The sequence below is a fragment of the Picosynechococcus sp. PCC 7117 genome, assembly GCF_001693275.1.
Lineage (GTDB): Bacteria > Cyanobacteriota > Cyanobacteriia > Cyanobacteriales > MRBY01 > MRBY01.
Window position 1 is genome coordinate 3,037,090 of sequence record NZ_CP016477.1, and the last position, 13,415, is coordinate 3,050,504.

The window sequence follows — 13,415 nt, forward strand, 5'->3', positions numbered from 1 at the left end:
CATTTTACACTGCTCAGTAAAGTGGCTAAAACACCATCAAGGGCATCGACCCTAAGCAAATAGTGTTAGTTTTTAGACTGTTGCGTGAACTTGTTAATGTCCAATCCGTCTTCTAACCCGCCCCATCAGGCCCTCGCCCCCCTCAAACTGAGTACCCAACTGGCCTATGGCGCAGGCACCGTTGGTGTTTCTATGACTGGGAATATCCTGGTCTTTTTTGTCTTATTTTTCTTTACGGATGTGGCGGGTTTACCACCGGATAAAAGCGCCTTAATTCTGATGGTGGGCAAGGTAATGGATGCCATTAGTGATCCTGTTGTGGGCTGGTTGAGCGATCACACTACTTCTCGCTGGGGGCGGCGTTTTCCCTGGATGATCTTTGGGGTGGTTCCGTTTGCGTTGTGCTTTGTGGCCATGTGGGGAATTCCGACGACCAATACCCAGTGGTTGTTGATCTACTACATTACCTTGGCGCTGATTTTCAATACGGCCTACACAGTCATTTTTTTACCCTACGTCGCCCTCACCCCAGAGTTGACGTCTGATTATAATGAGCGCACCCAACTCAATAGTTTTCGGTTTACCTTTGCCATTGGGAGCAGTATTTTGGCGCTGGCCCTGGCCCAGGGAGTGTTTCGGGTGGTGCCGGTGGTGTCCCAGCGTTACCTTGTGCTGGCGGTAATCACAGCGGCGATCGCCCTTGGCAGTATGTATTGGTGTGTGCGCGGTACGTGGCAGCGGGTGCAGTTCATGGAGCAGTATCGCCAACAGCACCAACAGCGCCACCAACCCCGTTTATCCTTGGTGCAGCAACTACAGATTGTTTTTAATAATCGCCCGTTTCTGCTGGTGATGGGCATTTATCTCTGTTCCTGGCTGGGGGCGCAACTTACGGCGGTGGTGATGCAATACTTTGTGGTGAGTTGGCTAGGGCTTTCGGATTTTGTCTTTACCCAGTTTGCCCTGGTGGTGCAGGGAACAGCCCTACTAATGTTATTTGTCTGGAGTCGCCTCAGTCGCCGTTGGGGTAAACGCACCGTTTATGCTCTAGGCATGGGGTTCTGGATTGTCGCCCAAGCAGGGTTATTTTTCCTACAACCGGGTCAAGAAAAATGGCTGTTTTTGTTGGGATTTATGGCGGGCCTGGGGGTTTCAACGGCCTATTTGATTCCCTGGTCGATGTTGCCGGACGTGATCGAACTCGATGAACTGCGCACCGGGCAGCGACGGGAAGGGGTTTTCTATGCGTTTATGGTGATGCTCCAAAAGCTCGGCATTGCCTTTGGGATTTACATTGTTGGCAAAGCCCTTGATTGGGCGGGCTACATTGAGCGGGTTCCGGGGAGTCCCCCGGCGGTACAGCCTGATTCTGCCCTCTGGGTGATTCGGTTGGTGATTGGCCCTTTGGGGACGGTGTTGCTCATTGGGGGATTGATCTTGGCTTATTTTTATCCGATTACCCAAGGGTTTCATGCTGAGATCCGCCGCAAACTCCAAGCGGGCGATCGCCTATCCAGTCCAGCCAAATAAAACAGGATTGATCCTGTAAATAAATACTTAATTTTTTGTTCTCTAGATTGGTTGGGATAGCTTAGTTTTTTATCGCAAGATTGCAAGATGTAAGGCTTTTATAGCGGGCTAAACGTTCTTCGCTATGGTGAAAAAAATTGTGGCGGCATAGAACAAGTTTATGGCAACCAAACAGAACAATATTCTTTGGCGACGGGTAATGGCGATCGCCGCAATCCAGGCAGCGATCTCTTTAATGTGGATTGCCTATCGTGCCTATCTCGGTACGTTGTTGGGCGGGTGGGGATTTTCAGAGGATTTTACGGCGCAACTGCTGACGGTAGAGGTTTTATTGGCGGTGGTGATGGAACCGGTATTTGGGGCCTTGAGCGATCGCCAACAGCGTTTTTTAGGGAGTCGGTTGCCTTTAATCAGTTTGGGGGTGATTTTAGCGGCGGCTATTTTCATTGGCTTGCCGATCTTGGGAGTGTTTCAATTGCCATTGCGGTGGGTATTGCCCGCAGTTGCCATTGCTTGGGCCTTGGCGATGACGATGTTTCGTACCCCGATTTACGTGCTACTGCTCAAAAGTACCCCCAGCCGCGCCGAGTTGCCCCTCGCCATCTCTGTGCTGACGATGGTGATCGGGGTGATGGGCGTTCTGAAACCGAGTATTCAAAATGGATTGTTAGCGGTGGGAGCTTTACCGGCTTTCCTTGCGGGATCAGTGACGTTGTTAATCGCCTCTTTGTGTTTAGGATTGGTGCTACCGAAGCCTGCTGCGCCCTTAATTGAGGAGGCACCAACCCCAAGCCCCTTACCCTGGTTGGGTTTTGTACAAACGATCCTCATGGCGATCGCCTTCACCTGGGGTAGTGCAATTGTTTTACAGCGGTGGCTCGATTTATTTGGTTCAATTCCGCTGACGTTAGGGATCAGTGTCGGCCAGGGCTTAAATTTTCTGGTGGCGATTTTGGCGATTCCTGTAGGTTGGCTAACGCTCCGGTGGCAGCGATATCCCCTCTTGGGTGTTGCCTTTGGTTGGTTGACCATCATTCTCTTGCTGCTGTTGGGGGCACCCGCCCAGGATGGCGGTTATGTGGTTATTGCTCTGCTCTGGGCCTGGGCCTTGGCGACCGTCAGAAACGGCACTTTACCCTACATTTTTAAGACAATTCCGGGGGATTGGGCTGGCTTGGGTATCGGCATCTTTTTTGGAATTTCTGGCCTTGCGGGGATGGTTTTGTCCCAGTGGGTACCAGCAGAAGCAAACCGTTTGCAGGGCTTAGTCGGGGTGGTTTGTTTGGCGATCGCCACAATTCTGGCTCTCATCTCCCAACATAAAAAGGCGAGTGCGTCCCTAGCTAACGAAGCCCCAAAATCATAACTGTGCAAGCTGCCACTTTTGTCTTGATGCTCCCTTTGTTCGGGGTTGAAGCCACTTTCTTCAACCGACTATATTTGGCCGTATTTCATTACGGTCTGCTCTGGATTGATGAGGGGAATCTATAACAGAACACACTTCAAGTCGATGAAGAAACGGCAGTAAAAATAGCAGATTTTTCAATGGAGAAATTGTCAAAGTTAGGCCTCAAGATTCGGAAAAGTTCATAAGAAATATTTCAATGCAAGCTGTTTTGTAAAACAGAATACTTTTTTGCTGTAATATGCAGCTTTAGGATGCAAAAGTAATGGCATTACTTGAATTTGCTTGCATTCAGCTTAAATAAAACGACTCAGCACTCTCAGCAAAGATACAAGTTTTTTGAAGTTTTTCCCACTGAATCTTAATAATTTTTTTTGGATATAAGACAGATTATGTGTGGTGTCTATATTCAACGATTAAAATCGAAATTTTCCTGAAACTCTCTTTTAGCAGTAGTTTCAAGGCTTCATTAATAATAATTCCAGTTCATAACCATCAAAAACTGCATAGGACAAATTTTTCTATAACTACTACCTTGCAACTGATTCATAACTGACTAACTTTTTACAAAGACTAAGAATTATGTTTAACTTTGATTCCTCTCCCCTCCTCAAAAATGCCGCCCTTGGAAGCTTACTAACGCTGGGATTCGTGGGCACAGTCCAACCCGCCCAAGCCCAAAGCACCATTCCCTACTGTATCTCTGTCAAAACTTACACAGATTCCGGCTCTGGTACAGATAATCCTATTTACATGACGATGCATGGCGAAAACGGCACGAGTGAACAATTCACACTGCAAGGTAGCCATGAAAATAATGATTTAGATGAATTTGTCCATGAAACCTTAGATATTGGCCTTATCAATAGAGTCACCATTGATGTCGATGGCTGGCTAGCCGATAAATGGGCCGCCAACTATGTCCGGGTTTACCGTGATACCACCTGTAATCGTAAAGATGATGCAGACGGATGGTCTGAATTCTCAATTCGCAAATTTTTAGATTACGATCCCGTATCCTTCAATCGCACAGGGGGAGCACTGCCTAGGGTAACGGTTACGCCTGCTGGCCCCGTTGTGAATAACCCGATCAGAATTACTTTGGCCCAATTCAGCAATAACCCAGGTACTCTTGAGCAGGAAGTAATGCGCATTACAGAAAGCTGGAGTCGGGTCGATGGCGTTTCTGTATCTAAAGACACGACTAATACCGTCGGCGCTGGAATTTCGATCACCTATGAAAGTCCGGAGACCGTGGCTGGAACCTTTGGGGCAGAGGCCCGTGCAGAATGGCAACGTTCCATTAATGAAGCAAGTTCCGAATCCCAGGAAAAAATGAGCGCTTCGGAATTTAATTGGGCATTTATGGCACCAGCTCATACAGCGATCATCCGTAAGATAACGTTTGAAGTTCCCTATGCTGAACAGGTGTATCGCTCCTCTACGGGTGAAAGTCGTGCTATCCGCAAAGTTGGTGCGCAAATTCGTCCTGTTAGTTCAGGTGATTTCCTCGTTATCCCTCAGCGCAACGAAGATGGTTCAATTACAACAATTGGTTTAGATACTCTAGAAGACGAATGGTTTACGCATCTCGATCCTGACCAAGTCAATACGATTCGTCGTCAATATTTACCCAAGTGGTTGCAAGCAGGTTGGGTTGTCTCTGGTCAAGGCGGTCAAATCATTGGTCAAACACCATCCACGCCAGCACCTCCCACAAACCCGACACCGCCCGTAAACCCAACAACTCCTACACCGAATGCCGTAACCGGAACCCTGATCAAATTTGCGAATGGCTATCTGCAAGAAACAAGTCCTGGGGTTTGGCAAGAGTTCAATGCCAACGGTCAAGTAACATTCACCTTCCAGGAAACAGGACGCGACGACTGGTCTGTTTATCTCAATGATTCCTCCCGGAATGTCCAGCTTCAGTTAGATTTGTACCGTAAGATGATCTTCTATGGGCAAAATAACGGGCCGAAAAGTGATCTATATCCGATTACAGCCTCAGATATTACCCTAGCGAGATTTGCAAACGGTCATCTACGAGAAACCAGTCCCGGAGTTTGGCAAGAGTTTAATGCTAATGGTCAAGTAACATTCACCTTCCAGGAAACAGGACGCGACGACTGGTCTGTTTATCTCAATGATTCCTCCCGGAATGTTCAACTTCAGTTAGATATTTATCGCAAGATGATCTCCTATGGACAAAATAACGAGCCGAAGAGCGATCTATATGCTGTGACTTCTTTCTACCGCTAATACCGGATATGACGATCAACAAATTAGTAATCTAAGGGCTTCAAAACAAGGAGCCTATTTTACTTATCAAGTATTTTACGGTAAGCATCTCAAACACAAAATAATCAGATCAAATATTATTTAGGTCAAATTCAACCTCAAAATACACCCCAGTAAAGCAACAAAATTACTACTCAAAGCGACAAAAATTATGTTTAACAAACTTGCTCTCTTTTCCTGTTTCACAACTTCAACGATTAGCCTCCTATTTTCTTTGAGTTTACCTGCAACTGCAAATACAACTCGTGCCGTTGAAGCTGGACCAATTTGGAATCAAAGTGATGCGAATATCAAGTGTCCCCGACTCGCTCAGGAAGAAGGAGGAACCTGGACTGGTCACTGGTGGACAACAATTTCAGGAGTTATGTCTGTCTGCCAGCTTGAATTTTCAAATAATCTTGAGAGCAAAAGTTTCTCTATTCTCAATTACAATGTAATGCTCTTAAGCCGCAATATTCCCGGCCAAGGCAATCTCATGCAAAATTACCGCGCCCAAGAAATTGCCACAGCGATTCGTAATTCAAACCCATGGGATGTCATTGTCATTAATGAAGCCTTCGATAATGAAGCTCGAAACAACTTATCGCGCAGTTTAAAAGAAGCGGGGTATTCCTCTGCTACTGAAGTAGTAGATACAAATAATGGAAAACTAGAAGATGGTGGGGTATATCTGCAAAGTCGCTGGCCGATCATGGCAACTGACCAGATTATTTTTTCTGATTGTAGTGGCTTTGATTGTCAATCCAATAAGGGGGCTGTGTACGCCAAAATTAATAAAGAAGGGATCATTTATCATATTTTTGGGACTCATCTACAAGCAGATACGGAAAATAGCGGTGTCAGAGCAAATCAATTAAGACAATTGGAGACTTTTATTAATCAAAAAACAGGGGGTGCACAAGCACGGAGAGAAGCAATCATTATCGCTGGTGACCTGAACTTTAATTATCAAACTGCTGAATATGACAATGCTCTTGAGACTTTAAATGCTCAGTTTTTAGGAAATATTCCCCAAGGTTATACTTTTGATCCTCGCATGAATGATCTCGCAAAATATCGCTATCCAAATGATCCATCTGAATGGCTAGACTATGTATTGGTTAGTAATGAAAGTATTCAACCGAATCGCACAACACTTGATCTTACAAAGTTTCGTACAACCTCCCAGTATGAACTGCCAGGGAAAGGTGATTTTTTGAATTTATTTGGTGGAACAATGGTGCGTGACTTGTCAGATCATTATGGACTATCTGCAATCTATCTTTTCTGATTTTGCAACATCATTCGATGATCTTAGGATTAATGATCTAACAAGACCATTAGCTTTTACTCGTCAAAAATACGCTCAAGAACGAGGCCTTGGCTATCTTTTAGTTCAAAGATCTTTAGCGCATCTTCTGTTTGACCAATGTCTAAACCAGGGGTGGCGATCGCCACACGCCATTCAGAAAGATCCAACTGGAGCCAATCACCGAGGGTAATGGTGGTTGGCTCGCCGCCCATGTGGGTCACCATCACGATTTGTTCTGGGGTTTGATCGTTCTCTTCGGCAAGAGGTTCCGTGCGCAGACCGTAAAAGATTGTGTGTTCTTCGTTACTGAGACGATTAAAGCGATCGCCTTCCTGGAGATTTTCCCGCAGCCAAGGGTGAGCGCGACGATATTCCCGCAGGGCTAAGTTAAATTCCGTCTGGGCGGGATCAACCCGGTCGAGATAATGGGAAACCCGACAGGTTTCGTGGCCATCCTCCATAAACGCCATGGCAATGGTCTTCAGTTTTGGCACCGTTAAATGGTCGAGGAAAGCCTGGTGATCGGACTCCCCAATTTCCTGCATCGGTTTAACTTCACAGACCCCATCGGGATTACCGATACAGCGTTGGCACAGATCGGCGGTTTTCTGTAAATCGTAATCTGTAACGATCATCGCCTCGTTCAAGGCGCGCATAAACCGCTTCAGAAAATCTAGATCCTCAAAGCCCAACTGTTTGAGATGCCGAAAGGCCCAGGGTTTAGCAAATAATTCAGGAGTAATCTGCCAGTCCAAAAAGCCCACTTCCTCCGCCGCGACTTTGACCCCATAAAGTTCGTCAGTATTGCGGAAAAAGCCCCAGGGCGCCCGCATCAAAGAATTAATAAAATCCATCGGCAGGCCGGGCATAAAGCCATAGACCCAGAGGGTAGTCGCCGGATTATCGTAGGCATTTAAAATAACTTCGTTGAGGGTCGCGCCCAAATGCCAGTTAATGGCGGCGGCTTGGGCATCGATTTGGTTCCCCCGCCGCACCGTATCGTGGTTGGCACAACCGGTGATCCAGCGATCGCCTTGGAACATCACTTCAATAATGCGGTTCCATTTGTAATCCCAAAACCCTTCGATGGTGGGTGTATTGTGGGCAAAAATCAATGGCCCCCATTGGTAGGATTCTGGGCGCAATTCGATCAAATCGCGATAGGTTGAAGAATTTTCCCAACCTTCTTCGGGCCAGGGCCGACCGTCCTCAAAAATGGTAAAGAGTAACCGTTGGCGATCGCCAATATCTTGGATCACATCACTCATCGCCAACAGATAAGCATCGTCCTGCTCAACGCGACCGGAAAGGGGATTAAAGAAGCGGAAATCTTGCCCGCCATCAATGCGAATGCCGTCAGCCCCGGAGTTAATGCGTCGCCGTTGCAACTCTAAAAGGATCGCCCGCACCTGGGGTAATTGGTGGTTGAGATCCTGCCCGTACATATTGGGGCCTTTGAGGTACTGATTGTTCAGGAGCTCCAACGATTGATTGTCCGCGTGGCCATAGACCAGATCATAAATAATTTGGATCGGCCCCCCCGCAAAATTATGGAGGGTACTGATAAAGTCCACCAATTCATCGGGACGGAGGCTACTGAGGATCGTTGGGTTGGTCGCCGCCGACCCTAAAATCGGCACATCATAGCCCCAATTTTGGGTTTTGGCTTTGCGGAGGGTGACTTCTACTTCGAGGCCACAGGCCATTTCCCCGGTTTCAATAGCTTCATTGGGGGCGATCGCAAAAAATTCGTGGTGGCGGTTGTCCCCCTCAAGGCGATATTCAATGGTGGGTTCAATGGGGAGCAATTGCAGCGCGTCGTAACCGACATAATTTTGTTCGGCAGCGGTGAGGGGTTCTCCGGCGGCAATCTTTTCCGAGAGGCGCTGGTAAACCTGGGTCAGGCCCGCTAGGGTTCCTTCGGGGGAGGCTGTTTTAAGGTGAACCTGCAAAATATTTAAAGGGGCTGGCACCCGGGGCAGCACTTCATTGGCATTATCAAGGATCGGCCGTTCCCAGGGGGCTTGGTCGGGGTCGAGGGGGGTCGAATGGGCCTCAAAATAGGCAAGGTCTGTTCGTTGCCCCTGGAGGCTGTCCATGTCGTAGAGTTCCGCTGGCCCAAAAACCCCATAGGGCAGAGAATAGGCCAAAACATCACGGATGATCGAAATTTCATTCTGGAGGCGATCGCAGTAGCGCAACCAATACAGAGAGCCCATGTGCTCCCTCGTGCCTGGGTGCATCCCCGCAACCACACCCCAACAGAATTCCCCCTGCTGTTTGAGTTCTACACAGTCCCGGCGGCACTTAATGGTTTGGCTGGGAGCGCTAAAGTCCACCGCTTCGAGGGGGGTAAAGACTTCCAAGAAGATGTCGCGGTTTGTTTGGATCACTTCCCCTGCCAGTTCCGGTGTCCAGAAACCGATCTCTGTGAGGCCATCCGCCCGGTAATGGGCCCCCAAGCGTTTGGCGAGGCGTTGCCCCTTGTGGAAATAACTTTCATTGGAATGGGTCACTTGGGCTGCCCAATCTAACAAAATTTGGGTGTCTGCTTCGCTAAGCTGAATTTGAGAGGCCGTATTCACTATCTAAGTAACCGTAACAACAACTAATTCATTGGATCGGGTGCCTGGGGCGATCGCCCGTTGCCAACCCATGCATCCTCGCATCTGCCGAATGACTTATCTTTTGATCGCAAAACAGCAAAGATAACTGATGAGTCGATGAGATAAATCAATATATCCTGACAGAATCAAATTATTTTTTCGGCTATCAATTTGTCGGCGATCGCCCCCAAAAAATCACTTTAAAATGCGGCTATTCATACCTTAATTACTTCAGAAAGCATCAGGAATCTTTGTGATGCATCGATTTTTTGAGCTTAAAACTACCTTAATTTAAGATTAAGTTTTGCCCGAAAGATTAACCTTTCGACGGGCTTTCACCCCACAGATAACCGTTTAAATAAAAAGTCCCACCCATAATAAATCATTATCTTTCCCTCCGGCAAGCCATCACTAACTCAGCCAAAAACATAAACTGAGAAAAATGTTATAATGAAAAAGTGTCCAATTGAATACGATGGCCATTTATCGACCATTTTTGTAGTTTTTACGGCCCATGAAACAAGCCCTCGGAAGTTTTGAAACCCAGCTTCCCCAGGTGAGCTTCCCCACTAAATTTGCCGTTCGTCGGGAAATAATGGCAACGCCCTTTACACTGGGCCCCTAAATATTTGTTGGTGAGCATCGCCCCAGTGTTGTGCCTCTGGTTGTGGGGAGTGAGTTCAAGGCTAGAGCCAATGGTTGATTTGGGTGCTGTGTAACGGCGATCGCCAACGGTTTGCCCCCCAAGATCCAGGTTGCAAATCATTTTTACCCGGTGCCCCCGGCCCACAACATCTGCTGGACACAGGCCCATTGTTACCGCAAGCGGCCTTTTTTTATCTGAACCATACCAACCCCTGGAGGTCTTAATGAAATCTTCTCTCGTCATTCTCTACCATAGGGAACCCTATGATGAGGTGCGCGAAAACGGTAAAACCTTCTACCGTGACAAAACAAGCCCTAACGGGATCATGCCGACCCTCAAAAGCTTCTTTGCCAACGCCGAACAAAGCACCTGGGTCGCTTGGAAACAAATCTCTGGCAAACAACAAGAAAAATTCCAAGCCAAGATGGCATTTCCCGGTCAGGAAAACTCCGTGGTTCACCGCATCCCCCTGTCCGCCGACCAGGTCAAAAACTTCTATCACATCACCTCAAAAGAAGCCTTCTGGCCAATTCTGCACTCCTTCCCCTGGCAGTTTACCTACGACTCCTCAGACTGGGAAAATTTTAAGCAAATCAACGAAATGTTTGCCGAGGCTGCCTGCGAAGATGCCGATGACGATGCTCTGTTTTGGGTCCATGATTACAATCTCTGGCTGACCCCCTACTTCATCCGCCAGAAGAAACCCAACGCGAAAATTGCCTTTTTCCACCACACGCCATTTCCGAGTGTTGATATTTTTAACATTCTGCCGTGGCGTGAAGCGATCGTAGACAGTCTCCTCTGCTGTGACTTGTGCGGTTTCCATTTGCCCCGCTACGTGCAAAACTTTGTCGCCGTCGCCCGGAGTTTGCGCAAGGTCGAAATTACCCGCCAAGTGCCCGTCGATGAGCACGCCTTTACTGCCGTAGGCACCGCCCTCGCAGAACCCGAAATTACCACCCAGTTGAAATATAAAGATCACCTGGTGAATTTGGATGCTTTCCCCGTGGGCACAAACCCCACCCAGATCCGCGCCCAGGTAGAGAAAGCCAGTACCCAAGAACGGATCCGCAAAATCCGGGAAGAACTGGGCAGCAACAAGCTGATTTTGTCCGCTGGACGGGTGGACTACGTGAAGGGCACCAAGGAAATGTTGGTCTGCTATGAACGCCTACTAGAACGGCGACCGGAGTTGCAAACCAAAGTGAATCTGGTGGTTGCCGCGGCCAAGGCTGCCTCTGGGATGCGGGTTTACAAAAACGCCCAAAGTGAAATTGAGCGACTCGTAGGTCGGATCAATGGTCGCTTTGCCAAGTTGAACTGGACCCCGATTTTGCTCTTTACCAGTGCCCTCTCCTACGAGGAACTTCTCGGTTTCTTTGGGGCCGCAGATATTGCCTGGATTACGCCGCTGCGGGATGGCTTAAATCTGGTCGCCAAAGAGTATGTGGTCGCCCATGGTTGCGATGATGGGGTCTTGATCCTGTCAGAATTCGCCGGATCAGCGGTGGAACTGCCCGATGCGATCCTCACCAACCCCTACGCGGCAAAACGGATGGATGAATCCATTGATCAAGCCCTGGCCATGCCCGTCGAGGAACAACAGCGGCGTATGAAGAGTATGTACCAGGCGATCCAACGCTATGACGTGCAGCAGTGGGCCAATCATATGTTCCGGGAAGCCAAGGCAACGGCAGTCCTGGGTAAGGAGCCGACCCCCGTCTAGGTCGTTTTTTTGCTTAACCTGGGGGAGAGGCGATCGCCGCCCCAAAAATCCCCTGGGTTGGGTAGTGAGACAAAAACGGTGGATTGCACCAGTCATGACCCAAGCCAACTAACCGCACAAGTTTGACCCTAATTCCCAACCTGAATAATGCGAGATTTTCAAACCATTCAAAACACAACCTACGATCTAATCATCATTGGTGGCGGCATTAATGGCGCTGGGATCGCCCGGGACGGGGCCTTACGGGGCTTAAAAACCTTGCTCATTGAAAAGGAAGATTTCGCCAGTGGCACCACCAGTTGGTCTACCCGTCTGATCCATGGGGGCCTCCGTTACCTAGAGTATTTAGAGTTTCATCTAGTGCGGGAGTCCCTCCACGAGCGAGAAGTGCTCCTGCGTACCGCGCCCCACCTGGTGCAACCGCTTCAAATGACGATCCCCCTCTATAAAGGGGCGGCCCGGGGCTACTGGCTCATCCAAGCGGGGATGTTGCTCTACGATATTTTGAGTTTTGATAAAACGGTCCCCTCCCACCGGATGTTGAGCGCCCGAAAGTTCCAGAATCTTTTCCGCACGGTGCGATCGCAGGATGTGGTTGGGGCCGCCCAATATTACGACGGCCAGGTAGAATACGCCGAGCGACTCTGTTTAGAAAATATTTTGGATGCCCAGGCAGCGGGGGCCACGGTTTTAAATTACACCGCCGTCACAGCTCTCCAACGGGATGAGAATACCGCCACAATTCAGGCGATCGCCTGTGAAGATCAACTCACGGGCCAAACCTTTACGGTTCAAACTAAAGGCAGCATGGTCGTGAATACCTCCGGCCCCTGGGTTGATGAAGTCTGTCAGTTAGGCCGCGCCGCCGGCGAAGCTAAACCCATCGGCACAGAACAAAAAATGGGTGGTACCAAGGGAAGCCATATTGTTGTCGATCCATTTCCTGGTGCTCCCCAAGCGGCCCTCTATGTGGAAGCGGCCAGCGATAATCGCCCCTATTTCATCATTCCTTGGTTGGGTAAATACCTCATTGGCACCACGGATCTGAAATATACCGGGAGCCTCGATCATGTGAAGGCCGACAACGACGAAATTGATTATCTCCTCGCCGAAACCAACCGGGTATTACCATCGGCCCAGCTCAGTCGGGCTGATATTCGCTTTACCTATTCCGGGGTGCGGCCCTTACCCTATGTGGGGGACAAAAAACCCGGCAGCATTACCCGCAGTCATATCTTGTTTGACCATAGTCCTGAAGGGGCGAGAAATCTTATTTCCCTAATTGGTGGAAAACTGACCACTTATCGGCAAGTGGGCGAAGAAATGGTGGATTTGGTCTACCGCAAGTTGAATCGTCCCGCTCCCCCTTGTCCCACCCGCAAACGGACTTTACCGGGGGCGATCGCCGCCGATTCCCACACCATTGAAACCATGATCCGTCGTTATACACCCACCGTTGATCGCACCACGATCCAACATCTGTTCCGGATGTATGGCGCTAAAGCCCCGGAAGTCCTCGCCCTTGTGGATGATGCCCCTGACCTGGGTGATCGCCTGGTGCCCTATCTCCCAGATATTAAGGCCCAAGCGGTCTATGCGGTGCGCTCTGAACTTGCCCATAACCTCAAGGATATTTGCCGCCGCCGCACCACCCTCGCGATGTTGGCCAACTACGGCTATGATGCCCTGCCGACCCTCGTGGCGACCCTCAAAACCCACTGTGGTTGGGATGATGCCGAAGGCGATCGCCAAGTGGCCGATTACAAAACCTTCATTGAGCAGAACTGTCTGCCTGACTATCGCATTGAGGCCCAGGCCCAGGCCTCAAAAACAGAAGTTTATTCCTAACGGTTTTGCCGTAGATCCTTACTTACACTAAAGCAAACAACTTCACCGGTAGGCGGTTGGCG

Annotated in this window: 8 protein-coding genes; 6 read left to right on the plus strand and 2 right to left on the minus strand. The window is 49.0% G+C overall.

Annotated features, from left to right (window positions below; genetic code table 11):
• The first annotated feature begins 96 nt into the window (after positions 1-96).
• The 4 genes from AWQ22_RS14485 (at position 97) to AWQ22_RS14505 (ending at position 6,506) form a co-directional block, all read left to right on the plus strand.
• On the plus strand, positions 97-1,530 hold the full coding sequence (locus AWQ22_RS14485; protein WP_012308431.1) for an MFS transporter: 1,434 nt from the start codon (positions 97-99) through the stop codon (positions 1,528-1,530).
• Positions 1,531-1,690: 160 nt separating this feature from the next.
• Entirely contained in the window at positions 1,691-2,896 is a 1,206-nt protein-coding gene (locus tag AWQ22_RS14490) for an MFS transporter (protein ID WP_065711557.1), read from the plus strand.
• Between the two features lie 621 nt (positions 2,897-3,517).
• On the plus strand, positions 3,518-5,197 hold the full coding sequence (locus AWQ22_RS14495) for a PLAT/LH2 domain-containing protein (protein WP_065711558.1): 1,680 nt from the start codon (positions 3,518-3,520) through the stop codon (positions 5,195-5,197).
• A gap of 190 nt (positions 5,198-5,387) precedes the next feature.
• On the plus strand, positions 5,388-6,506 hold the full coding sequence (locus AWQ22_RS14505; RefSeq protein WP_071925393.1) for a mannan-binding protein: 1,119 nt from the start codon (positions 5,388-5,390) through the stop codon (positions 6,504-6,506).
• Positions 6,507-6,562: 56 nt separating this feature from the next.
• Here the strand turns inward: AWQ22_RS14505 and gghA are convergent, their stop codons facing one another.
• On the minus strand, positions 6,563-9,112 hold the full coding sequence (gene gghA, locus AWQ22_RS14510) for a glucosylglycerol hydrolase (protein WP_198166506.1): 2,550 nt from the start codon (positions 9,110-9,112) through the stop codon (positions 6,563-6,565).
• Between the two features lie 526 nt (positions 9,113-9,638).
• On the minus strand, positions 9,639-9,899 hold the full coding sequence (locus AWQ22_RS14515) for a hypothetical protein (protein ID WP_138071926.1): 261 nt from the start codon (positions 9,897-9,899) through the stop codon (positions 9,639-9,641).
• 103 nt (positions 9,900-10,002) lie between these two features.
• Between AWQ22_RS14515 and ggpS the strand changes: the two genes are divergently transcribed.
• Positions 10,003-11,505: a glucosylglycerol-phosphate synthase gene (ggpS, locus tag AWQ22_RS14520; protein WP_030007709.1), complete on the plus strand. Its 1,503-nt coding sequence runs from the start codon at positions 10,003-10,005 to the stop codon at positions 11,503-11,505.
• Positions 11,506-11,652: 147 nt separating this feature from the next.
• Positions 11,653-13,353, plus strand: a complete 1,701-nt coding sequence (gene glpD / locus AWQ22_RS14525) for a glycerol-3-phosphate dehydrogenase (RefSeq protein ID WP_065711563.1) — start codon at positions 11,653-11,655, stop codon at positions 13,351-13,353.
• Positions 13,354-13,415 lie beyond the last annotated feature (62 nt).